General features: G+C 55.6%; 13 protein-coding genes. 4 read left to right on the plus strand and 9 right to left on the minus strand.

From position 1 onward, the window contains the following. Positions 1 to 22: 22 nt before the first annotated feature. The 7 genes from M0814_RS18260 to zorA1 all read right to left on the minus strand — a co-directional run bounded on the left by M0814_RS18260 (position 23) and on the right by zorA1 (position 14,655). Entirely contained in the window at positions 23 to 3,223 is a 3,201-nt protein-coding gene (locus M0814_RS18260) for a DEAD/DEAH box helicase family protein (RefSeq protein WP_103484342.1), read from the minus strand. Continuing rightward, the gene (locus M0814_RS18265; protein WP_103484343.1) at positions 3,223 to 4,581 is read right to left on the minus strand and encodes a restriction endonuclease subunit S; all 1,359 of its coding nucleotides are present in this window, start codon (positions 4,579 to 4,581) and stop codon (positions 3,223 to 3,225) included. The genes M0814_RS18260 and M0814_RS18265 overlap by 1 nt, the downstream gene beginning before the upstream one ends. Then, complete coding sequence (locus tag M0814_RS18270) at positions 4,578 to 6,554, minus strand: class I SAM-dependent DNA methyltransferase (protein WP_103484344.1); 1,977 nt, start codon at positions 6,552 to 6,554, stop codon at positions 4,578 to 4,580. The genes M0814_RS18265 and M0814_RS18270 overlap by 4 nt, the downstream gene beginning before the upstream one ends. A 281-nt stretch (positions 6,555 to 6,835) precedes the next feature. Continuing rightward, positions 6,836 to 10,084, minus strand: coding sequence for a type I Zorya anti-phage system protein ZorD (gene zorD, locus M0814_RS18275; RefSeq protein WP_103484345.1), 3,249 nt, complete (start codon positions 10,082 to 10,084; stop codon positions 6,836 to 6,838). Further along, on the minus strand, positions 10,084 to 11,709 hold the full coding sequence (gene zorC, locus M0814_RS18280) for a type I Zorya anti-phage system protein ZorC (protein WP_103484346.1): 1,626 nt from the start codon (positions 11,707 to 11,709) through the stop codon (positions 10,084 to 10,086). The genes zorD and zorC overlap by 1 nt, the downstream gene beginning before the upstream one ends. Next, positions 11,706 to 12,449: a type I Zorya anti-phage system protein ZorB1 gene (zorB1, locus tag M0814_RS18285; RefSeq protein WP_103484347.1), complete on the minus strand. Its 744-nt coding sequence runs from the start codon at positions 12,447 to 12,449 to the stop codon at positions 11,706 to 11,708. The genes zorC and zorB1 overlap by 4 nt, the downstream gene beginning before the upstream one ends. Positions 12,450 to 12,462: 13 nt before the next feature. Then, entirely contained in the window at positions 12,463 to 14,655 is a 2,193-nt protein-coding gene (zorA1, locus tag M0814_RS18290; RefSeq protein ID WP_103484348.1) for a type I Zorya anti-phage system protein ZorA1, read from the minus strand. Positions 14,656 to 15,578: 923 nt separating this feature from the next. Between zorA1 and M0814_RS18295 the strand changes: the two genes are divergently transcribed. The 4 genes from M0814_RS18295 (at position 15,579) to M0814_RS18310 (ending at position 21,701) form a co-directional block, all read left to right on the plus strand. Further along, the gene (locus M0814_RS18295) at positions 15,579 to 18,818 is read left to right on the plus strand and encodes a DUF726 domain-containing protein (RefSeq protein WP_103484349.1); all 3,240 of its coding nucleotides are present in this window, start codon (positions 15,579 to 15,581) and stop codon (positions 18,816 to 18,818) included. Continuing rightward, positions 18,818 to 20,521 (plus strand): LeoA/HP0731 family dynamin-like GTPase, encoded by a 1,704-nt coding sequence (locus tag M0814_RS18300; RefSeq protein ID WP_103484350.1) that lies wholly within the window; start codon positions 18,818 to 18,820, stop codon positions 20,519 to 20,521. The genes M0814_RS18295 and M0814_RS18300 overlap by 1 nt, the downstream gene beginning before the upstream one ends. Before the next feature lie 250 nt (positions 20,522 to 20,771). Continuing rightward, on the plus strand, positions 20,772 to 21,287 hold the full coding sequence (locus tag M0814_RS18305; RefSeq protein ID WP_247868512.1) for a hypothetical protein: 516 nt from the start codon (positions 20,772 to 20,774) through the stop codon (positions 21,285 to 21,287). A gap of 51 nt (positions 21,288 to 21,338) precedes the next feature. Beyond that, a complete protein-coding gene (locus tag M0814_RS18310; protein ID WP_247868513.1) occupies positions 21,339 to 21,701 on the plus strand; it encodes a hypothetical protein in 363 nt (120 codons plus the stop codon). 122 nt (positions 21,702 to 21,823) lie between these two features. On the opposite strand, the gene M0814_RS18315 is transcribed toward M0814_RS18310, so the two are convergent. Both M0814_RS18315 and M0814_RS18320 read right to left on the minus strand, forming a co-directional pair. Next, a complete protein-coding gene (locus M0814_RS18315) occupies positions 21,824 to 23,128 on the minus strand; it encodes an McrC family protein (protein ID WP_103484351.1) in 1,305 nt (434 codons plus the stop codon). Then, on the minus strand, positions 23,125 to 25,422 hold the full coding sequence (locus M0814_RS18320; protein ID WP_247868514.1) for an AAA family ATPase: 2,298 nt from the start codon (positions 25,420 to 25,422) through the stop codon (positions 23,125 to 23,127). The genes M0814_RS18315 and M0814_RS18320 overlap by 4 nt, the downstream gene beginning before the upstream one ends. Positions 25,423 to 25,616 lie beyond the last annotated feature (194 nt).

A 25,616-nucleotide genomic window follows, 5' to 3' on the forward strand; every position in this document is an offset into this window, starting at 1 on the left:
CCCTATCCCTGCTCGCAGCTTTCTAGTCACCGCGTACGCCGCTGTCATCGAGGGCTGCGGCTGTCTTCAGCATCTTCAAAATCACCAGTGCAAACGCCCGGCTCTTCGTTTCGTTATCCAGCACTTCCAGCGAGAGCTTCTCATGGTCGGTCATAGCATCCAGCACGGTGTCCAGCACCCGCTTGGGAAACAAACCGTGCATCACCTGATCAACCGAATGGTTGTTCACCTGGGCCATCACATCTTCCTGACGACTGATGCGCTGGGCGATGCCAGTGAGAAATTGCAGTTGATCGTCATCGCTAACTTCAGCACCGAAAATATCGTTCAATGCATCAATGATTTCCGACAAGCGCTTCTTCTCTGGGTCATGGGGCTTCCCGCTACCCACATCACTGCCAGGTTTGAGAGCGTACTCGCCAGTTTCCTCATGCAGGCGAAGCTGGTGTTCGGCGCGCTTACTCAGGCGGTAGTGGCTCAACTGCAACTCGCCCACATCGACGTCGTCTTGTAGCAGGCGATCTACGCGCAAGAGCGGATGCAGGTGCTTTGCGTACACACACAACTGCTCCAGCTCACGATCCTCGTAAGGCACGATCTGCGAAAGAAACTCGTACAGACGCACAAAGCCCTGCAGGTTCTTGCGGAAAAGGTCGAGCTGATCAACCTGCTCACCGGCTTCTTTCAGCGCGTGCTCGGCTTTTTTCAAGCCGACGCTATCCCCAGTGGTTTCGGCGATTCGTTTGTAATCCAACGCTTGCTGGCGTGACTCCAGCGAGAAGGCATAACGCTTGGCAAAACGTTCCTTGGCCGGCGCACAGTAATAACTGAGCTTGCTGGCTTGCGCCTTGGGGTCGAAGAAAGCCAAGGCAAATGCTTCAACCTCCTGCCAGTGATAAATGCCCTCGGCATCCAGCTTCTTCTGCAAGTCGTAGATGATCTGTGGATCAGTTACATCGGTCAGCTCGGCCTTGGTGTAGTACGGCAAGAAGGCGTCGAGAATGTCCTGCGGCTCGTTGAAAAAGTCGAGGATGAAGGTTTCCTTGCTGTCACCAAAAGTGCGGTTTAATCGAGACAAGGTCTGCACGCAGTCCACGCCTTGCAGCTTCTTATCCACGTACATGGCGCACAGTTTGGGCTGATCGAAGCCAGTCTGATACTTGTTGGCCGCGATCATCACGTTGAAGTCTTGGCTGTCGAAGGCGTCCGCCAGATCGCGGCCATTCAGGCCAACGTTGAGTAGGTTACTGTTTTCCGTCACTTCTTCGGGGATTACCTCATCTGGCAACACGCTACCGGAGAACGCCACCAGCGGGTGCACATCGCTGTAACCCATCTGCTGCACATAAGCCTTCATCGCCAACTGGTAGCGCACGGCTTCCTGGCGGCTGCTGGTCACCACCATCGCCTTGGCCTGCCCCCCAAGCAGGCCACGGATATTGGCGCGGAAGTGCTCTACGATCACCTCGACCTTCTGGCTGATATTGTACGGGTGCAGACGCACCCAACGGGCCAGCTTGATGCGCGCTTTCTTGCTGTCCACCTCATCGTCTTCGCCATCCGGGTGGGCGATCTTCCAGGCGGTGCTGTAGGTGGTGTAGTTGCGTAGCACGTCGAGGATAAAACCCTCCTCGATAGCCTGGCGCATGGAATACAGGTGAAACGCCTCCGACTTGTTGCTGGAACTGGCCGGCAGCGTCGGGTCAGCCGGGCGACCGAACAGCTCCAGGGTCTTGGCCTTGGGCGTGGCGGTAAAGGCGTAGTAGCTGATGCGCTCATTCGGTTGGCGCGCCTGCACGGCGGCGTCGAGCAACTCTTCGGCGCTGACTTCTTCCGCATCCAACGCATCACTACCGAGTATCTGTTTCAGCTTGCTGGCCGATGAGCCGGTTTGCGAGGAATGCGCCTCGTCGGCGATCACCGCATAGCGCCCGCTGGCGAGCTTGGGGTACTTGTCCAGGGCATCGAACAGCGCCGGAAAGGTCTGGATGGTGACGATGATAATGCGCGTCTGCTCGGCCAGTGCTTCGGCCAACTGCTCGGACTTGCTCTGGCTGCTAGTTTCAAGGTTGATCTGCTTGACCACGCCTTGGGCATGCTCGAACTGGTAGATGGTGTCCTGCAGCTGTTTATCCAACACGGTACGGTCGGTAATCACGATCACCGAGTTGAACAACCGTTGGCCGGCATCGTCGTACAGCGAGGCCAGTTGATGCGCCGTCCAGGCGATGGAGTTGGACTTGCCCGAGCCGGCGCTGTGCTGGATCAAATAGCGCTTGCCCGGCCCTTCGGTGCGGGTGGTATCGATTAGCTTATTAACCACTTCCCATTGGTGGTAACGCGGGAAGATCATCGTCTCCCTGGTCACCAGCGTTCCATCGAAGCTTTCATTGGTTTTCTTGTCCAAGTGCAGAAAGCGACCCAGCACTTTGAGCCACGTATCCGGCTGCAGCAAACGTTGCCATAAGTAGCTAGTGGAGTATTGGCTGTCGTCCTCAGGTATCGGATTGCCCGCGCCGCCTTCCTCGCTGCCGAGATTAAAGGGTAGGAAGAAGGTGTCTTTACCCGCCAGCTTGGTGGTCATCGCCACCTCGTTCTGGCCTACGGCAAAGTGCACCAGCGCGCCGCGTTTGAAGGTCAGCAGCGGCTCGGGCTTGCGCGTGAGTGGGTCTCTGACCGGGCGGTCTTGGCGGAACTGGCGCTTGGCGTTTTCCACCGACTGCTTGAACTCGCTTTTCAGCTCCAGCGTGGCGGTGGGGATCCCGTTGACAAACAGCACCAGATCCAGCCGTGGGTTGTAGCTCTGTCCGCCGTTAGCCGCATCACGGGCATGGGGCGAGTAGGACACCTCCGGCACTACGCGCAGGCGGTTGCATTGGTAGCGCTTGAGGGTGTCCGGGTTCATGCCGTGGTCGGGCTGGAAGCTGCACAGCTCCACCTTCACCGCCGGCAGCTTGAAACCATGGCGCAGCACATCCAGGGTGCCGCTTTGCTCCAGCTCACGTACCAGCTTTTGCACCAGCACATCATCCGGGTTATTCGGGTTGGCCTTGGCGAACTTGTCCCAACGCTCCGGCCAGGCCTCCTTGAAGTAGCCCAGCACATCTTCGGTATACAACGCCGTGCGGCGGTCGTAACCGCTGGCGGTGCCGACCAGCCAGCCTTGGGCGGCCAAGGCGTTGATGATGTCTTGCTGAAACTGAGCTTCCTTGCTGTCCGCCATTACACGGCCTCTTGTGCTAATTCAGGAATTGGCGCGCTGGCCGGTGGCTGCCAACCGCGCACGTCAATTTTGCCGGTGACGGCGGCGGAGATTAGGGCGGAGCGGCGCTCTGAATGCAGCGTCAGTGCAGTATTTGACTCTTGTATCAGTCGTTCGATGAGTTCGCGCTTAACATTCAAATCCGCCACAATTTGAGTCTGCTCGACTAGTGGAGGAACTGTTGTTAAGAGCTTTCGAATATCAGGCATCCCTATCGTCTTGATAGTGGCCCCAAACGTAAACCGATCAAGTTCTTGTTCCATTGCGTAGAAAACAAGAAGCAGGTATTCAGGGAGTACAAGGCTTTCGTTACATATCCAAGCAATCAAGTGCTGCGACACACACATTTTCTTCGTAGTGATCGCTGCCAAGCCAATCGATGCATCCCTCGTGAACACAACGGCTCTAGCTGGCAAAAGCCTTGCTGAAGAATTGCTGACCCCCAACTCAGTAATCATGAACTGAGTTTCTTCAATGTAGTCGACAATTTTCAGTTTCTTGCTGTCATTGAGCGATACCCAAGGTATATCTCCTCCCTCCCAATATTCTGGAAAATCTTTACTTGGAGTATGCCCGCTTTCAAGCTTCGCTACATTTTTTACCCTGGCCACATCCCAATGCGCCGGCACCTCACCTAGCCACTCCACGCCGGAGTCTTTCATCGGCACCATGGGGTCGAGGCCTTTGGTGACGGCGTGGGAAATCACGGCCTGACGCTTTTCCTTGAGCAGTTCGATCAAGCGTTGCTGCTTTTCGATCAGCGCGTCGATGCGCGCGGTTTCGTGGTCGAGGAAACGAGCGATTTGGGTTTGTTCGCAGGTAGGTGGAATTGCAGTGAAGAGGCGGCCAAAAGACTCAGGGTAAAGCCTTAAACGAGAGTCCATAATGCCGGCGGAGTGAGTTTTAAAATACCTGATGCACTCATCTGAGCGAACCAAGTAATCAAGAAACTTAGGGGAAGACCCGTCTGTGACATGGAAAACACAGTACGCAGGGCTAACGATTCCGCTCTGCCAAGAAAAGCCAAGCCCTCGATTCCACGCAAGCATGATGTTAATAACGAGGTCACCTGGATGGCACACTTTGTACCCTTCAAGAGACTCCGCGCGGGATAGATGATCACCTTCATCGCGCGATTCAGATCTTGGTTTTATCCCGAAATATGCGGAAACCGACAAAAGCTCTTCTAATCCATCTGCGCTTCGCTCAGCCCTTTCCTCAAAAACATTCTTGAACCGCTTTAACGTCCAGTGTTCAGGAAGCTCACCAAGCAGTTCAACACCGGAGTGCTTGTACCCCGGATAGGCAGGGAAGCTCATGCCGACAGCCCCTCAATCATCTGCTTGATGCGATCGGTGCAGGCTTTTAGATCGCGGTCGATCTCGGCCAGCGGGCGAGGTGGCTGGAATACATAAAAGTGGCGGTTAAATGGAATCTCGAAACCAACAATGCCGACCTCGCCGTCCTGTGCATCGGTTTTGCTTGCGTCGATCCAGGCATCCGGCACATGGGGGATGACTTCGCGCTGGAAGTAGTCGTACACCGACTCGCCCAGCGGCACGTTCTCGTTGTCGCGCAGGCCGGCGTCCGCTTCCGGTTGGCCTTTGGTCATGCAGATATCCGCCTCGGGGTCGCGCTCACTCAGGGCGCTCATCAGGGCTTTGAGTTCCGGCGTGCTAAGGCTGACGCTGTGCGCGGCGAGGGATTTTTTTAGCAGCTTGCTGAACTGCTCGCGGTTGCGATGCAGCACGCTGGCGTCCATCGCTTGCAGGGCAGCCAGCAGGTGCTGCTGAGCGTCGCTGTCGAGTTTCTGCAGGGCTTTTTCTTCCAGCACTTTAGCGATGCGTTCGGCGCTGGTTTGGAAGTTCAGGCGCAGCGGTCGTTCAACGGTGATGCGACGGTATCCGAAGGCGTCGATGGGGAAGATTTTGCTCTGGGCTGTTTGCTCGAAGCTGCCATAAAGGCGCACCAGCTCGCTGATTTGATCCTCGGTAATGTACTGGCGCTTGCTGCCCAACGACTTGCGCATTTTGGCGTAGTGCTGGCTGCCGTCGATCAACTGCACCTTGCCCTGACGCGCAGCGGCCTTGTGGTTGGAGAGAATCCACACATAGGTGGCGATGCCGGTGTTGTAGAACATGTCGGTGGGCAGCGCGACAATGGCTTCGACCAGATCGTTTTGCAGCAGGTAGCGGCGAATCTCCGACTCTCCCGAACCCGCGCCGCCGGTAAACAGCGGCGAACCGTTGAGGATGATACCGATGCGCGAACCGCCGTCGCGCGGGTCGCGCATCTTGCTGACCAAGTGCAGGAGAAACAACAGCGAACCGTCGGACACCCGTGGCAGGCCGGGGCCAAAGCGGCCATCAAAGCCCTTAACCGTGTGCTCGTCGATGATCTGCTTCTGCACCTTCTTCCATTCCACACCGAACGGTGGGTTGCTGAGCATAAAATCGAAGCGCTTGCCGGCCAACTGGTCGTTGGACAGGGTGTTGCCGAGTTTGATGCTGGCCACGTCCTGGCCCTTGATCAGCATGTCCGCCTTGCAGATGGCATAGGACTCGGGGTTAAGCTCCTGGCCGTGCAGCGACACGCTGACCTTCTCGCTGATGGACTGGATGTACTCATCACCCTCAGACAGAAAGCCGCCGGTGCCAGCGGTTGGGTCATAGATGGTGACAATGCTGTTGGGCGCGAGCTTGTGGTCCTGATCGGTGATCACCAGCGAGGTGGTGAGGTGCACGATATCGCGCGGAGTGAAGTGCTCCCCGGCCGTTTCGTTGGAGCTTTCCGCGAATTTGCGGATCAGCTCTTCAAAGATGATGCCCATGCCGAAGTTGCTGATGAACTCGGGACTCAGGTCAGTGGCGGCGAAGCGCTGCACCACCTGATACAGCAGATTGGCGGTTTCCAGTTGCTGGACGAAGTCTTCAAAGTGGAAGTGCTCGAAGATCTCACGGGCATCCTTGCTGAACGCCTGCACGTAGCTCATCAAGTCGGCGGCGGTCTGAGTGTCGGACAGCGTGCCAAGGGTCAGCGGCGAGGCGTTGAAGAACTGCTGACCGGCAGCGCGCAGCAGAATCATTTCGCGCACGGTATCCGGGCGGCCTTCTTGGGCAAATGTCTGCTTGATTACTTCATCCTTGGTCGGTGCGAGTACGCACTCCATGCGCCGTAACAGGGTGAATGGCAGGATGATGCGGCCGTATTGGGACTGTTTGAAGTCACCGCGCAGCAGGTCGGCAATCGACCAGAGAAAAGCGGCCGTCTGAGAATGGTTTTCCGTGTTCACTCAAAGATTCCTTGGAGTACAGGCAAAAAGGGGAGTTTAACTTTGCGGGCCGACCTAATGTTACGGCCTGGGGCTCATCGGCGCCCTGGATGCCGCGCACATTAAGCCGCGGAGCGCCCAGTGCCAACACTGGATGTGCGAACAGGTAAACAATCCACTCAATTACCACTGGCGCGCCCGCCCTAGTTCGCAGGTTCTTGCGAATTAGCACGTTCGGAGATGAGTGCATCTGTACCAATAATTGGCATATCGACGAGCGGTGACACTTGGCAAATCGGACATCACTGCGCGTTCAGCACAGCCTCAAAGTCCGAAGCCTGAAGCTCCGAAGCGCCGCTCAACATATCTCGCGCCAACGCGCGTCGCTTACTCAGCAGCTCATCCAGCGTCGCCTCAAACGTCGGCATCGCCGCATCGCGAACCGTCGGGTAGTACACATACACATCCTTCTCCTGCCCAATCCGATAAGCCCGATCCGTCGCTTGATCTTCCTTGGCCGGGTTCCAGCAACGAGTGAAGTGAATTACGTGGTTGGCCGCTTGCACGTTCACCCCGAACCCGACGGCGATAGTGGACAGGATGATGACGGCGAAACCTGGCAGCTCCTGGAATTGGTCGATCAGCCTCTGCCTGCTATTGGCACTCTGACTGCTGGTACTGGTGTCGCCATTGATGACCGTCGCCCGCAATCCGAAATGCTGCTGAATCGCGTGCTGCAATTCACGCTGAATATCACGCAGCTCGGTAAATACGATGACCTTGTCGCCGTTGCCGGCCCTTTTGATGGACTCGAGCGTCTGCATCAGCCACTGAAGCTTCGGCGAGTTGTCACGCAACCGCGTATCTGGTTGAACGCTGTAAGGATGGGCACAAATCAGCTTGAGCTTGTGCAGCAACCCAAGCATGCCGGAGGTCTTTTGATCGAGCTGTTCTTCGATCTGCTGCTTCTGGCTGTATGCCGATATTTCGGACAGGTACAGATTGCGTTGCAAAGCATGCATGCCAAGTGAACGACAGGCTGTGTCTTCGATTTTGGCCGGCAGGTCCTTGGCAATATCTTGCTTGGTTCGGCGCAAAGTCTGTGGATCGATAAGCCCACGCAGGCGATCCAGGGCAACCGTGTCTCGCTCCAGCGCAGCTTCGATTGGGCGCTGATATTCGCGACCGAACTGGTTCAACCCGCCCAGGAATCCTGGCTGAATGAAGTCAAACAGACACCAGAGATCGATCAGGGTGTTCTCAACAGGCGTACCGGTGCACGCCACTCGAAATCTCGCCGGAATGGCTTTGATCGCCTGAGTCACCAGTGCAGCAGGGTTCTTCAGCTTCTGAGCTTCGTCACACACGACGATGGACCATTGCTGGCGCGCCAGGGAGAACTCCTGATCACGCAGTGTCTCGTAAGTCGTCAGGACAATTCGGGCGTCGCCCATCCAACCCGGACGCAGCAAGTTCTTGATGCCTTTGGCTTTCAAGTCCGCAGGGATTTCTTCTTTCTTGAACTTCACTGCACTCAAGGCCGAGCCATACAGCTTCAGCACTGGCATTGCGTCAGCGAAGAAGAACCGGTGAAGCTCACGCTCCCAGTTATCGAGCAATGAGACCGGAGCGACGATCAGTGTTGGCTGATCCTGTGGGTACTGCTCCAGGTACCAGACCAGAAAGGTGAGCAGTTGGATCGTTTTCCCAAGCCCCATGTCATCAGCGAGCAAGCAACCCGACACGTCAGTGGGAGACAAGCGGAACAAATGCTGCAACCACGCCACGCCTTGAAGCTGATGCTCGCGCAGGACAACCTCAGGCTTGAGCAAGACAGGCAACTCTGGTGTTGCATCCAAAGCAGCGCGTAACGCTGCTTGACGCACTTGAACGTAGGTCGGCTCATCAATGTTGTGGCCGATTTGCAGTACGGCGCGCCCAACCTTTCCCAGTTGCTCGCCCTGGCCGCTCTCGACAGGTGCGATCTTCTTCGACCAAGCATCAAACAGTTGCTCGGCAGCGGCAATCGAGAGTGGCGTCTCGGACTCTGGCAAAAAGACCGTTTCATCACCGGCCGCGCGAGCTTCGTCCAGCCTTTGCTCAAACGCTTCAAATTGAGTGCGGTCGGAGGGATCCCAACGCCCAAGGATTTCTGCGTCGATGCCAAGCGCCGCTACATCCTTAGGCAACCAGTTCTCGGTCGCCTCTTTTACCAGGAAAGGCGAAGTGATTCTTTCCGCTTCCCCAATACCCGTCACACGGTCGCCGTAGAGGGACAGGTCCAAGACCGAGTCAAACTCGATACCGGCCGCTTCGCTTTGCCACCGTTTAAGCAGGTCATTAAGGCCCGACATCTGGCGCAAATCAAAATCGCTAAGCTCCAGCTCATAGCCCTGCCAGAAGCCCGCAGGCATGCCGGCGGCCAATTTCAGTTGCAGTTCATGCACGAGCGGCGCGAATTCATGGGCCGCTTTGAACTCAATTTCTATGGACACTTGCGGGGTTGGAGAAATTGGTTCGAGCGTCAGTGTTACCTGCTCGATACGCTGGCCCGCTTCATTCAGTTTGGGTTCAAGATGGAAGCGATGAAAGAAAATGCCTGCCTCGGCGAGCTCGTCTTCATAGGCCTCGGCATCCAGCACTTGCGCAGCACTTCCGCCGAGTGTGCTGTAAGGGTTACGGACGAATGAAAGGGCATCGTCACCAGCAACCCGACGCCCGGGCAACGAGCGCACATAGTCCAGCACCGATTTGACTTCAGGCTCAATCAGAACATGAGTTAACGATCCATCGTCACCCGTTACCCGGTATCGATCCTGAACCTGCTTGGCACCGTCAAAGCTCTCAAGCCAGTTGGCCGGCTGGCCTTCGAAGCTTGGTTGCAACTCGATAACCGGTGTGTCGCCTAGCGTCGACTTTCGTGGGTTGAGCCGCAGCTTCTCGGGTTTGATAACCACGGTCTTGTCCAGGAAGCCATCCATACCAGCTCCAGCCTTGCGCGCCAGCTTTCTGATGCTGGCCCAGCCGATCTGGTTGGTTACTTCACCAGGCTCATTTTGTTGTGCCAGATAAAGCTGTCGTACCGCACCAGTCAGTTTCCAGGACGCTTCCGGCAACATTTCTGTGGCTCCCTGATACTGAACAATGGCCCCCGTTCGCTGCACCTGCACATTGGCATTGGACTGCGGATCACGCCAACCACTGATGGAGACTTTGAAATCGTCGGAGGCAAGGCTGCCCTGGCTGCTCAATTGAGGAATGAGGGCTGTCTGCGACGGCAACCCCAATAGCGGCAGGCTCGTTACGTGCTCGGGCTCATCCAGCAGCCGGTAGAGCTCATCCCACGTCAGCAGCCAGCGATCGCTCAGCTGGGAGACGAACTCCTCTTCTTCCAGCTGATCAAGATAACTCGCCAGCGACCAGGACTCCGTATTCTCCGCGAAGCTCAGGGGATAACAGATGCCCTGCTCCTCAACGGAAAAAACCGGCTCAGTATGTTCTTCTGCCGGGTTCGATTGCAGGCCAATGCCTTTCAGAAAGCGCTTAAACATTACTCTCTCCAGAACCGAAGTGGCTGGTGATTCTCCGCCTTAAAGCCCAATCGCCGTAGAGCGATGATGGCAGCCTGATCGTTTTCCTCCAGCTGAATATGGATTGCGCCGCCCTGTGCGCGCCGATCATGTAGCGTATGTTTTACTGACTTCATGGATTCACGAACCTGATAGTCAAACGACAGTAGTCTCGGCGTGGCAGGCTCTAAGTCTTGGCTTTGAATATGAATGCCCAGTCGCTCCAGAGTGTCATCGAACTTACTCAGCCAGCCCTCAACGCGATCAGGGCGGCTCGGTGCCGGGAAGTGACGCATCCACTCCACCACACGATCGCGCTGCTTAATTTCGGTAGCGAGCTCAAGATGGGACTTGTCTGGATCAAAGGGTGATTTGTCTGCCTGATACACATAGCAGGCCCCCATTCCCGAAAACTCAACGAAAAAGTAGTTGCCGATCTGCATGACTACAGCATTGTTATGACCAGCTGCGCCTATCAGCCGGCCTAGGCGTCCTTTGTTCTTCTCGCGGAAATGGACAAAGTCTCGACCGTTGTTATTCCATGCATCCGAACCCAGGACGATTCGGGTGTAGCTCATCTGGTTTGCAAACCGCAGCCAGTAGAAAAGGCGTGACTGATCGACGTCATCATCGCCCTTCAGCAGGTTGAAGAAGTGCTCCAGATCCTCCTTCGCAAACCACGCCACCACCATCGCACAGACATCTTTATCGACATACTGCAGCCAGCTGTTTTGTCTGGAACGGATCTGTGGACTGCCCCAATTGTCGAGCGCGAGCTGCTTGAGCAGCGACGATGGTTTCTCCCGATAAACTGCCAAGTGGTAACGCGACAGGCATGCACTCAGAATGTCATTCATGTACCGCGGATGCTGCCGGCCGATGTCGACCAGGTCGGCCAAGCGCTCAGAAAACTCGGCATCATCCAGAATGAAAATACGAGAAATCAGTACGCTGAAGATCCTGCGCCATAGCCAACTGTTGTCAGGGATCTGCGCAATCGTCTGCAATGCCGAAAGGTCGCTGATCTCGCCCTTGAACATCTGTTCACCCAGCACGGCGCCTGCCTGCTCGGAGAAAAGCTCCTGATGTTGCTGAACGATCTGCACCCACTCCTTCTCGCGCTTCTGCTGGTCCCTGACGCATTCGAATCCGAGCTGAACGTCTTCACGCAATAAGCACCAATTAGCATTCTGCGAGGGCATAACGGCGTCATAGCCAAAGTAGCTGAAGCACAGCGCCAACCAATCCCGGCGGCTCAGCCTTCGCTTTTCGATACGCTGATGCACTTCTTCGTGCACCCGGGCGTAAAGCTGCTCATCGTCCAGTATTGGCCCGACTCGCTCACTCTTGTCTGAAAGGCCGGCGAACACCAAGCGCCATTCCGAGGCGTTAAGTGGCAGTACATTGCGAAACTTGCTTATCGCAGCACGACGCTTTTCTTCGGGAGGCGGCAAAGCCTTTTCAGCACGCTCGAATCGCTCGTAAAGATCGACTCCCGCAGCTGCCAGCCGGGGGAATCGCTCCAACAGTTCAGGGGCCTGCCCCGTGCGATGTGCTGACAGACTGTGGCTAATTGCGGCGGAAAGCCTCGCGATTGAGCTGGTCATCGATTCATCGCCAACTGACATTTTTCCAGATCAGTGTTAGAGAAGACCGGCACATCTGGCTTGAGGTTGCCTTCCTTCTCCTTTAAGCCAAAGAACTGCATACGCAACTCAACTCGCCGGCTTTCTTCCTTGGTATCCTTTGCATTGTTGAAGGAGACTCCACCCGCCAGAAACATCGATCTGATTTGCTGCTGGTGCTCCGGCGACAATCCTACCTGGAGCGGGCTGCGACTATCGAGAAGGCTGCACATCACCCACTCCGAACGCTGCAATGAAAGGTGCAAGTTGTAAAGGTAGGAACCGTCGGTGTCGGTCGATCCCTCGATCACAACCTGTTTGAACCACTTACGTCCCTCTTCACTGTTAGCTGCATCCAGAATCATCGGCACGACCTCCTGCAGTGCCGATTGGCCATCATTGCTCAGCGCATACTGGTTATGCCCAAAGCGGCCAGCATCGCCAAAACTGATCCGGTTGTCTTTGCAGTCCACGATGATGGTCTTGCTGGCAGTCTTCGCCTTGAGGCTAAGGTGCTCGCAAATCTGACTGATATCCTTGCTACGCTGCTTCTCCCCCTGTTCCGCCTGGTTGATACGCTGCGTCACAGAACTCAACGCCGCCACCATGACCACGAGAAACAGAATCATCATTGCAGTCATCAAATCGGCGAAGGAGATCCAGAAAGGTTTCTCTCCCTCGTCTTTTGAACGGGCAGCTGAAGGCATTTGCTTACCAAACATCGACTAGCCTCCCTTACCGCTTGATGCGTTCCATGATGTCGCCGAAGTCTTCCAGACTTTCCTTGACCCCTTCCACTCCGCCAGCAAGACTCTTGACTGCTTTATCGAGCTCGGTATCAAGGCTACCCAAGGTTTGTCTCAATACCCGATCCATGCCATCACCGAATTCCTTAAAGCCGTTACCCAGCACACCACTGATGTTTTCGAGGTATTCATACACTTCACGATTAAGCGCTTGCATCCGCTCGCTCTGAACCTTCAGGTCCTGAAGATATTGGCTGCGACCGCTGGCCTCCCCTTGGGCGCTGGCAACCACCCCTTCGATGACCGCGAGCGTTTTCGCTAACGCTTCACGATTGTTCCGGTAATCCGCGACAACGGTATTCAGCTCACGCGACGCCTGTGCAAGCTCAGCCCCTGCGCCCTGGACTGTACCCATCAACCCCGCCGTCGACTCACTGGCTCGCGCAACGCTTTGTCCGGCAGTTTCAAATCGCTCAGCCGCCGCCCGCATCTTGTCCGCACCCAGCTGCATACTGTGCAGATGCTGCTCTGTCTGGGCGCTCAATGCATTGACGGTGTCCTGGGCAGATTTCTGTTGCTCGGAAACCGTCTGCAGCAAAGCCTTGACTTGCTCGTCGAGGCCGCCCACCAGGTCGCGGGTACCTTGGTGCAGGTCAGCTTGGGCGGCACGGGTGGATTGATCCATCTGCTGCTGACCCTGTTCCAGTTGCTTGAAGACGGCCGAGAGCTGTGCACCCAGCACCTCGACGGAGCCTGCAATCTTGGCCATGGTTTCCTGTTGGCCTTGGCCGATGCTCTGCTTGATCGACTCGACAAAAGCCTGGAGATTCTCGGCCATTGCCTGTTGGCGAGCCTCACTTTGAGCGAACAGCTTCTCCAGTTGCTCGGCCATTCGAACGCCAGCCCCCTCCCCTTCGTTGCCGATACGGGAAACCGAAGCCTGAAGATTGGCGAGCATCTCGTTCATCCCCGCTTGCATGGCGTTTTGCCCGGCCTGCATATCGGCCAGTAGCTGGGCAATCATGGTCGAACTGCTTTGATTCGAGGACTCGCTAGCCGAACGCATGTCCTGGATCAGCGTCGAGAAGCCCTGCTGCATCGACTGCATGGCGGCAACCGACTGGCCCATCAACTCGTGCAGGCCATTGAACTGCTGGCCGAACGTACCTTCCAGCTTGGTCATGAAAGCCACCAGAACATCCTGAAGCAGGTTCTGTACCTGCCCGGACTGTTCGCCACTGGCGGCCTGTACTGCACCCGCGATGGCTTCAAGCGGCGACTTGAGGCTGTTCTCGATTGCACCGCTCACCTGGTCGGCCAGCAGCTGCCCAGAATCCCGGTACGTCGTCGACAAGGTATCTGCCAATTTGAGGCTTTCACGGACCTGGGTATCAACAAGGTTCTGTAACATTTCCCTCAGATCAGTAACCAGGCTGTCCTTCAGCTGACGGGTTTGCACCGAGCTTTCAGCACTGGAGCGCACCAGCTCAGCCAGGTATTCCTCACCGACACCGCTGTCAAAAAGCCCGTCGATTGTTTCGTTGAGTGCCTCAAGCAGTTTGTAGCATTGCCCCAGGCGCCACTTTTCAGTGAGCGTGACGGCGATGGAGGCCATGATTGAAATGAAGGAGCCGATGAAAGCGAACAGCACGTCTTTCAATAGTTTGTCGACGCTGGCGTTAACCTGTTCAGGCGTGCTCGGGTCAAAGTGCTGAAGACCTAGCATCAAGCCGAAGAAGGTTCCGACTATACCGATACCGGTCAAGATACCCGGCAGATGTTTATAGAATTCGGTACCCAACGGGGTATCAACCACGCTTTGGGGCGAGAAGAAGTGCGCAGCTCCGGCGGTGGCTCGCGATCGGACAAGTACCTGTTCGCCATCCTTGAGCTCGAACTGATCGTGCAGCGTTTCCGCATACTCGCGCCAAGAATGATCCAGTCTGCCGCCACTCAACAGACGTTCAAGTTCAGCGCGCCGAAGAGGTGGAGCGAGAGTTTTCACACTCTGCAAGCTAACAGTCAAACGTTTCAGCTGGGCACTAAGTTTGAATGACCTACAGAAGTATCGGACAAAATACCAAGCGCAAAGAATGAAAACGAGACCAACAACCATTTTGGGTGCGATCAGCTGCTCAGAGCTTGCTGCCCCCCATAGGTGCAACAACGTCGAAAAATCCATACCTTCCGCCTTTAATTAAGCACTTTTGATGTTCAGCAGGACTGGATTACCAGCACTGACGCACCAATGACATATCCAGTTAAGTCAATGACAGCACCTTGCCAAGCGCGCGTTTTCGGGTATGCCACAGACTCGGAGTGAGAAGGTGCAATACGTGCACCAAGAACCTTCAATGGACAAATGCTGGAGAAACATGTCCTTATGCCAGCACCTTAGCCTGAGCCGTAACTGTCGTAAAGCTGAAAGCTCAACCCCTAAAATCAGCGTCCTTAAGCGAAGCGGTTTTCGACATTTAACCCGCATAGCCTGGAGAACTGCCCCCAAAGCGCATCTGATTGTGGTGAAAAGCTCTAGCAAGTGCAGCACAGGCTGATGATTGACTTTTTCGTCAGTTCGATGCGCCGCGTAGACGCCGGGCCGAAGCCCACTATCGGAGCAGGGCTCGCACAGGTCAGTCGCAGCTGGCTGACGCTTCGACCAGGTTGGCCGCTATTGCGGAGGAGGTCGGCTTACAGCCGTCACTGTTGTTAGTTGGCAGGCTGGGAATAGGCATCACAGTATTCCAGTTGGTATTCCAGGCAATTAATCTGGTCATTTACCATTAATAAAACAGATAGCTACAGAGTTTTTCAGATCAGTTCGGGCCGGCTACAGTCCCTCCTTCTGCCGCACCTTCAACCCCTAGACCTAAACTCTTCCCATCCGCAAAAAATGGCAAATCGCCATCAAAACAGGGTAAATTCGCTGCATTGATGACGTCAAAAAACGTCACCCTGCCCAACAACAAGGAAGTAGCGATGCCCACCTTCAGGGAATTTCTCCTAAAAGACCCGCCCCGACTGTACCCGGGACAAAGCACCCGCACCACTTCTGTCCACCGACGCTACACGAAGCAGCATGACCGTGGATAAGGAGTAGTACTCATGTCCTTAGCATTTCGCTTCCATAGCGCCCAGTCTGCCGGCGCCAATTCCACAGAAGCAAATATCTTCATCCACAGCGCCGGCCATAGTGATGGGGACAAGCAGCTTCTGCTCGACAAGATCCCCGAGCAGCTCAAGCACTACACCAACATATTCGCGTTCTGGCCTTCGAACCACTACCTGCGTTTCGACAAATCCTCACTCTGGAAACTAGGCGCGGCAGGTCTGAATGTCGGCTCAGCGTTCACAGGTACCCCTCTGGGACCTTTAGGACTTGTGGGAAAGCTCGCCGAGGATCGGGTGAATAATTTCACTCAAGCCCGCGCACGAGCTGAGAGTATGGGCACGGTATTGCTCGACCATCTCCAGAAGTACTTGAACAGCCATCACCCCCAAATCAAGACCATCAACCTGATTGGTCACTCGCTCGGCGGCAGACTGGTCATCAGCAGCCTGAAAACCCTTTCAAACCGGCAGCAACTGGCGATCAAAGATGTGCTGCTGATGGCGGCAGCGGTTGAGGTAACGGCCATCGAAGCACGCAAAATGCGGGGCCTGCTTCAAGGTCGGTTGATCAATGCCTATTCAAAGGCAGACAAGACCCTGCTGCTGAACATGGGTGAAACCTGCTTGGGACGTAATGAGGTCGAACACTTCGAGAGCATCGAAATGAACGAGTTCGGCCACACCGATTACTGGGAGCGGCTTCCCGAGGTGTTGACCGAGACTCGCTTCAAGGTCCACACGCCCCCTTCGCCAGAGCCTGCTCAAGCCCCCGCTGAAGCAATCCTGCCAACCCGCGCGCCTGCGCAACCCGTCAAAGCTCAAAACATGAAACTTGAACTGAACAGCCCACGTGATGTTTACCAGCAAATCAACGACGAACTATCACTGATCATTGCTGAACTGAGGCAGCCGTCGGTGGACCCATCACTGGATCAAGCTCGCGCAGAGGCTCTCCAGCGGCTTAGCGAGCATCGTACAGCCTTATATGAGCGGCTCGCCGAACTGGAGAAGAATGCCGAGTGGAATACATTCACCATTGCTTTCTATGGCGAAACGGGCGCGGGCAAGTCCACCCTCATCGAGACCTTGCGCATCCTGCTGCAAGAACCCGGAAAACGGGCCAGCCAGCAGGCATTCCGCAAGCTGCGCGAGCAGTACGGGATCACAGAAGAAAACCTGCAGCGGCTGCAGCAGAACATTGAGCTGGCCGAACTGCGTCTTGGCGAACTGACGCAGCAGCTCAGTGCCACAATGCAGCAGTTCGAACAGCCCTTCAGCCAAGCCCAAAGTGCCCTCAATCAAGCCAACGCTCAATCCAGTGAGCTGACCCAACGGCTTGGCACGGCACTGGAACAGCACGAGCAAGCGCACAAACACGCCCTTGCGTCCGTCACGCGCCTGCATACTCTTCTCGCCACACGCAAAAGTATCGCCTCTCTCTGGCAGAACCTTCTGAGCCTGTTCAGAAAAATGCCCGAAGAAATCGAGTTGAACAACGCCACCGCTTCATTGACCAAAACCACTCAGGCACGCGATAGCGCTGCCGCGACCTTGAACACCGAATTGCAGAAGTCGAGCCATGAGCGCGTTGCTCTGGAACGGCAGTTGGGCGAGATAACAACAGCGCGCGATCACGCCTGTGCAGCACTGACTGCACAACAAATACAGACAACACAGCATCAGCAAGCGCTCGTTCAGCAGCACCTGGAAAACGAAAACCAGCTGTCGGATCTGTTGGCGCAGCTTCAAGTTCATGCCGATGGAGAAATCATAGGTGACGGGCAGGCCGACTACACCCGAGAGACGAAGCGCTATGAGTTCGAGCTGGACGGCCAGCCGTTTGCACTTCTGGACGTACCAGGTATCGAGGGTAAGGAAGGCTTGGTACTTGATCAGATAGAACGTGCCGTGCAGACCGCGCACGCAGTGTTTTACGTCACCAACCAGCCTACACCACCACAAACAGGCGACGAGCAGCACAAAGGCACACTGGAGAAGATCAAGCAGCACCTGGCGGCGCAAACCGAGGTCTGGACCATTTTCAACAAGAAGATCACCAGCCCGAAGCACTCATTGGCTAACCGAGCGCTGATCTCCGAGGACGAAAGTATCAGCCTTGCCGGGCTTGACGAGAAGATGAGCGAGCAGCTTGGCAAACACTATCAAGGGGTGTTCCCACTGAGCGCACTACCGGCATTCCTCGCCTCGACCGACCACCTCGCTCCGGGCTCGCAGAATGCCAAACGGCGCACCAAAATGCTGGAGGACTTCGGCGCTGACGAAATGCTGGAGAAATCCCGGCTGCGCGCCTTCCTGCAACTGCTTGGTGAACGGTTGATCCTTAACTGCAATAGCAAGATCATCCGGGCCAACTTCAACAAGGCCAATGATGCGCTCAACCAGAGCACCACGACACTGTCAGGCATTCAGCAAACTCTGGATGCACTGTCGAAAAAACTCTCTCAGGAAGAGCAAAGCGCCAAAAGTCAGTTGAGCAGCAGCTTTCAGGCACTGAAAAAACGTTTGGAGTCCTGCGGTTCAACCTTGATCGACAACTTCGCCAGCAAGGTGCGTAACAACGTCTATGCGAGCATTGAAAAGGACATCAGCAACGACGCTTTCAAGGCTGCCTTGACCGAGCAGCTTGAAACCCAGCAGAAACTGCTTGGCAAGCAACTGCCCGAGGCTGTGAACGCAGAGGTCGGCACATTCCAGAAAGCGGCAGAGGATATTCTCGGCCGCTTCGAACAACATGCTCAGGAACTGACCGCAAGTTATGCAAAGCTCGGCAGCATGCGATTCAACGAGCAGTTTAATCTCAACATAAAGATCGACAACGGCATCAAGGTCGCCGGGCTGTTGGGCAGCTTGGTGGGAATCGCCGCAGCACCATTCACAGGCGGTGCCAGTCTGTGGATCGTCGGCGCCTCAGTACTTGCCGCATTGGTCTCGGTCGGTAAAGCCATTTACAGCGCGTTCAGCTCAGACTACAGAAAGTCCCAACAACGTGAGGCCCTCGATAAAAATCTGCGCAGCGCAGCTGTGCAATTGAACGACACGCTGCATGAAAGCCTGGGCGCCGCATTGAGCGATATGCAAGGGACCATCGAGCAGCTCGACCTTGCGCTAGAGGCTCCTGCAAAACAGGCGGCCAACCAGGTGAACACCCTATCTCGTTCGACCAACCGTTTGAAAATCCTCTCCCGACAAATCGAAATCGCAGGAAATCTGTAATGGAAAACACCCTCAAGACATTCAAGGCCCAACAGACAAGCGCCCTGACGTTGCTCGACAGGTTGCAGGATTTTCTCGAGCAAGGCGTACAGGCCGGAATACCGATCGACCCTGCGTTGATTGGCAAGCTGCAAACTGTCATCAACAGTGTGTCTGGGGAAAAACTCAAAGTCGCACTGATTGGTGGTTTCTCTGAAGGCAAGACTTCCATTGCGGCCGCCTGGATGGAGAAGCTGGACAGGTCCAGCATGAAGATCAGCCACCAGGAGTCTTCCAACGAGGTGAAAGTCTACGAGGTCGGCGAAGACTTCGTACTGATCGACACCCCCGGACTTTTCGGTTTCAAACAACAGGAAAATATCGAAACTCACACCGTCGAGAAGTACAAGGACATCACCAAAAAGTACGTCAGCGAGTCTCATTTGGTGCTGTACGTAATGAACTCTACTAACCCCATCAAGGAAAGCCACAAGGATGATTTGACCTGGTTGTTCCGTACCTTGGATCTTCTACCCCGCACCATTTTCGTCCTCAGCCGCTTTGATGAAGTGGCCGATGTAGAAGACGAGCAGGACTACCTGTCCAACTTGCAGATCAAACGCCACAACGTGGAGGGTCGCTTACGCGAACAGATCGGGCTGACTGATCAGGAAGCGGCCAGTTTGTCCATCGTAGCGATAGCCGCCAACCCCTTCGACATGGGCGTGGAGCACTGGTTAGCCAATCTAGAACAATTCAAGGCGCTGTCTCATATCGTAACCCTGCAGACGGCCACTATTGGCAAGATCCAGCAGAATGGCGGCGGCACTGCGCTGGCCAACGAAATGCGAGCCAGCGTAATCCGTGACGTGCTCAACAACCAGTTGCCTGTTGCTATCGAGAACGATGAGAAGGTGGCCATGGAGGTGGGGAGGCTTGACGAGCTCAACACTCGCCTGGTCAAACAACTGGCGGTGACCGGCCAGCAAATCGAAGATGCACGCATCAACCTGCGAAACTTTGCCACGCGCTATTTCTCTGACCTAATCCTGCAAGCCAAAGGGTCCAGCCTGGAAACCTTCGGTGACTTTTTCGAGCGTGAGGTCGGCACTGAAGGCATTATTGTGTCCACTCGCTTGCAAAATGAATTCAGTCGCCAGACACAGTCGATTACTTTCGAAGTCGAAAAGATGCAAGTCGGCTTCGACAGCGAGGTCAACCACTTCAACACCACCGTCAAGGCACTAGGCAAGCAAGGCATCAACCACGTGCTCAAAGGCAACCTGATCAACAACACTACGGTACTGGCCACACGGGATGGCCTCACCACGATAGCCAAGACCGTGGGCATGGATATCGGCAAGTACCTGAAGTTCAAACCATGGGGCGCCGTAAATTTCGCCAAAGGCGCCAACGGCGCACTGGCGTTCTTGGGTGTGGCACTTGAAGCTTGGGACAGCTGGGAACAGTACAAGCGCGAAGAGGCATTCAAGAAGGCTGTCGCGGACATGGTCAACAACTTTGAACAGCAGCGTCAGGACTTCCTTGCCCTCGTAAATTCCGAGCGTTTCAAAGAAGACTTCTTCCCCGACTACCTGCTACTCAACACACGTCGTCAAGAACTGCAGAGCAATGTGGATGAAAGCCGAGTGCGTCAGCAGCGTTTCCAGGCATGGCGCAATGAAGCTGAAACCATCGACGCAGAGTTCAAAAAGTTGAACTGATCTGCTGCAGACGCTCGCTGCGCAAAGCAGCGGGCGCTTTTCGACCAAAACTGATCGCCAAACGGATACTTCGGCCTTAGCAAACAGAGCCCATTTTGCCCTCAACCCAGCTATCAGCTGATTCGTGTCAGGAAATACCCCCTCTGGCCCGTGCTCAAATCCAGCAACATTTAATCCGAGCAATCTCTGGGCGGTCGCTCGACGCAGGCTCTATGCTGCGAACATCGAGATAGATGCAATGGAGTTAAAGTTGAAGAGCTGGATTGCCGCAGCGCTGGCCGCACTGATTTCCCTGTCCGCCCATGCGGCCGACGCCGACGCTGTACGCGTCGAACCGATCGCTTTCACAACCAGCGCTGACAGCGTCCAGCGCAAACAGTCGATCAAGGCTGACCAGACGGCGCAGTACACATTCAACGCCAAGGCCGGCCAGATACTGACCGTCGACTTCAAACCGTCCAACACCTCCGCTTACTTCAACATCCTCGCCAAGAGTGCCGATTACGCCCTGTTCAACGGCTCGATCATGGGCAATCACTTCCTCGGCACATTGCCCAGCGATGGCGAATACACGATTCAGATCTACCTCATGCGCAACGCCGCCAGGCGTAATGAAGTGGCCAACTACGATTTGTCGCTGAGGCTGGTCAACGGCGATGCCACCGTGCAGAAGCCATTCGATCAGACACTGGAATGGCAGGGCATCGCTTTTCACGTCAGCACCGAGCAGGTCGATGGCAAACCGACGCTGCGCATCGCTCCCTAGGGGCTGGAGATCGACAACACGGTCATCAGCCGGGCACTAACGGGTGATGTGGTGCGCGCCGAAGTCGCTGATATCAATAACGACGGCTCCTCAGAACTCTACGTTTTTTACCCGCTCGCCCGGGCGCGGCATGCCGGGCGAACTGATCGCCTACTCAGCCAACAACAAGAAATCTCTGAGCGCAATCTACCTGCCTCCCGTCAGCGACAACCCGAAAACCCCAAAACCGCCGAGGGTTATCAGGGCGAGGACTCGTTTGCCGTGATGGAAAACTCATTGGTACAACACTTCCCGGTGTATGACAGTGCCGACGCTGGCGCCGGGCGTACGGGGAAGATGCGTCAGGTTCAGTACACGTTGGTGGCAAGTGAAGCTGCGTGGATTTTGCGTGAGGACAAGGTCACGGAATTCTGAAATGACCTGGCTCATAGCGGCGGATTCGGAAGCCGATTTCGCCGCGACAGGCGACACTGCAGGTGAATCGGCGGGACTACATCGCTGTATCAAATTCACCCGTGCAAATGCAACCAACAACGCTATCCCCTGACCGCGCCAAGCGCTCTCCCCAACAGCGGCACACTCGCTACCTCCGCATCAACCAAGCACCCTGCCTCCAAATCAAACGGCAGCACCCATAACTGCATCCCTTCCCCATAATCAAACACTGGCAACGCCCGCTGCAAACCAGCCCAGTATGGGTAAATCAGCACCAGCCTAGGTACACCTCCGCCGTTACGGTATTTATGGCCATACGCGAACAGCTGATAAAAATCACTCTGGCTCAGGTTGTAGTTCTGCCCAGCGTTGCGTTGGTCAATGCGTTTCCACTTAGCGTCCAACACCCAGCGTTGCTCGGCAGTATCCATTAGCAAGTCCGGCTTCAACCGGAATATTCCTCTGTTGCCATGGCGGCAGAGGTCCGCTTGCGAGGTCTGAGCTGTGAGCTCAACACCCGGCATTAACTGCTTGCCAAGTGACTGCTGCACATAGTTCTCGAACAACCGCTCCATCGGGAAAAGCAAGCTTACCCCTTGCCAAGCACCCTGCACCGCAACCGGCATCTGCTGGTTCAATACCAGCTCGCACCAGGGCCTGATGGCGCCGTAATGTGCCATCAGGCGATCACGGCTCCACAGGCGGAAATCCTGTGCGACGTGCCGGCTGGCAGGTATCTCTGCTAACAAGGCGCGCAGCTCATTGGCGAGACGCCAGTTGGCAGGCAGTTGGGTTACTTTGGCGACCTGTTCCAGCGCGAGTTTCAGCAACCGGTTTTCCGCACGGTCCAGCAGGTAGACATCATGACGCACTTGAAACTGGTGCTGCCGGCCCGGGGGCTGGCGGAGCTGGGCCACTACATTGAGCTGGCCACGCAAAAAGGGTCGCTCCTCCTCAACGCGTGTGTAGTCGAATCGAATACCGCGTTTTACTAAGGCATCCAGCTCATTCAGATACTGTCCCATCACCCATTCAGTGAGCGGTGCATCGAACAATTCCAGCGCCGTAACTGATACCTGTCGTGGCTTTAAAAACAGCGCCGCTTGAATCAACTTTCGTAACAGCGTGCGGCTCTTGAGCACACAGTCACCTTGTTCAAAATGCTTGGGCAGTATTTCAAGACGTGTGCCGCAGGGAGTTTCAATAACTCCCACATAGCTGTCCCATTTTAGCGACTGCCGGCCCTCGACCTGCAACAGCGTCGCGCCAGCGCGGTTGAAGTTCGCACTGAGGTCGCACAGCCAGTCGAACGCCGTTCCCGAGATATGCGCACAATCCAGGTTGCCCGGCGGCACCGGCGCCGTGGTTAGCCTGGCGTACTCCCGAACGATAACGTTCGTACTCACGCCGTTTGCTCCTCCGGATTAATGGCATCCTGAGTGCTGACAAGGGCACTGATCACTCCGGCATAGGCCGTGGGCCGACTGAAAGCCAACGGGTTGATACGCCACACCTGGTCTTGCGCAGGTACTTTGTCGCCAAATAGCGCCAGCAAATTCTGCGTTTCGCGCAGCACGAAACAATCAGTGGCGGGTTTACGGTGGTCGTTCAATACCCATTGGATGCGTTGCCAATCTTCGAAGAAGTATTCCTGCAACAGCGGCAGTACCTGGTTGCGGAAAATCAGCTCCAACTGCGCCAGCGTGCCACCGTTCAGCAACGGCATAAAGTAGGCGTGCCCCAGGCAGTGCTCGCGATCAAGCAGCACTTCGATACGTTGGTTCATCACCCTCAACAATTGGCCAATGTTCACCCCCTCGACCGTAGCACCATCCAGTAAATGCGGCTCTGGCAACATTTCTCTGAATACAAAGCGCCGACGCAACGCGATGTCGAGCCCGGCCAGCGAACGGTCTGCGGTATTCATGGTGCCGATGAGGTGCACGTTCTGAGGCACGGTGAACGGCTTTTTCGAATAGGGTAGTTGTAGGCTGAGCGCTTCATCCGCACCATCGCGCTTGGAAGGCTCTATCAGTGTGATCAGCTCGCCGAAGATACGCGACACATTGCCCCGGTTGATCTCGTCGATGATGAGCACATAAGGCGTGTCCGCTGGCGAGGAGGGTACTGAGGGTTCGACGGCTTTAATACCCTCGTGCTGCAGATAGGTCAGCAAGTCTGCCCAGGTGAAGCGGTTCATTGCATAGACGGTTTTCAACGTGAACTGACGGCCATCGTTGATGGGCAGAATGGACAGGTTGATGCCCCGATAAAGCCAACGCACTGAACGCACATGCTGATAGTGAGGGTTCACCCCAGCAGGCACATCGGCTTCATACCGATACTCGCTGGTTACTACGCCAATGGCGCCGACCTTCTCAGCCGACTGGATACATAACAGAATATCCCCCACTGCCATTTGCTCAGCGAAGTAGTGGAGCGTGCCTTTATCACCTGAGCCTAGGCCCTGGTAATAGTCATTGGCTTCGTAGTTTTCTCTCAAGTCCCCGCAGTGGCCCCATCCAATGCGGGCCTCGCCATGCATCAGGCAATAGTTTTTGCTGGGTGACATGCCCGAGCCATCGATAGAAATTTTCCAGATAGCGGCATTGGAGCGAACCCCCAAGTCTGCAACCGGCTGCGTCTTGGCATCGTCACAGATACGCTTGAATACACCCGCCTCTATGGGGTAGCGCAACTGTCCCGTTTCACTGTCTGAGTCCGCGCGGATGCCCTCGACGAAATCTTCATAGCTGAAGCTCTGATGGAAGGTCACGAATCGCACGCGCCCCGCAGAAGCAAAGCGCTCGAACTCGGCTTTCAACCGCTGGCGAGCTTCAGGAGAATTGCCGGTGTTCTGCGCCAGGAACTCGGGCGCGAGAATTGCCAATGCCTGGTTGATGGTGGCGTACGTTTTGCCGGTACCGGGCGGGCCGAACAATATTTGATTGAGCGGGGGCTTGGTTGCCGACAAGTCGATAGCAGCCTCCGGACCTTCTGGTTCAGCCTGGCCATAATCACTAGGTACCAACCCACTCCCCTTCAATGGTAATTGCCGGTTCTCAAGTACCTTGTCGACGGTGCTGATCCAAGCCTCTACATCGGCTTGAGTGGGACAGCGTTGCGCACTGATTTCCCAGCCTTCCTCCTGCGCGTCCATCAGCGCCCGATGATCTGCGACTCCGCGAACTGAACAGCAAATTTCACCCCCGTACCAGTAAAGAGTGAATGCGGGCTTCCCTTTCAAACTGTTTTGCTCACGCACACCAATTCGAATATCCGCAGGGGTAATATTCACTGTCCAGTGGTCGGCCTGAGGATAGTGTTCACGGAAGCACTTGAGCAGCCTCCAGACCCACGCCTGCTCCTCAGCGGTACCTTTGTCCAGAAGTTGAATCACACGCTGATCTGCATAGCCCTCAATTGCACCTCGCGCGATCTGCCGCTGGTACTCAAGCCACTGCTTTAGTCCGTTCTGCACGTTGTTGCTGTTGCTCGCACCAATCTGCGCAAATTCACCACCTGGGCCGTATTGCCCGTAGAGAGTCGTCAGCTCATCCACATCCGTAATCAGAAGCACTTGGCGCCCCAAGTGGTTGCTGATGGTATTGAGGCCAGAACGGTAGCTACTGGCGGTATTCGGTGTTTTTCCGGTATCGGTCAACCAGACTTTGAACAGCCTTCCTTGCACATCACTCACAGACGTACTCCAGTTTTTTGAGTGTCAAACAGGCGCAACCGAGGTCATGAAAAAGCTCGATAACGCTTCGACTTTAGCCCGCATGACCCTAGCAATATCCGATCTCGATCATATATGAGCCCAGCACCTCATCAACCAGCCCGCTGCCACCGTATTAACGACCCACTCTCCCCAACAAAACAACTCTGCATCCT

This window comes from Pseudomonas sp. MWU12-2020, from assembly GCF_023100605.1.
Lineage (GTDB): Bacteria > Pseudomonadota > Gammaproteobacteria > Pseudomonadales > Pseudomonadaceae > Aquipseudomonas > Aquipseudomonas fluorescens_H.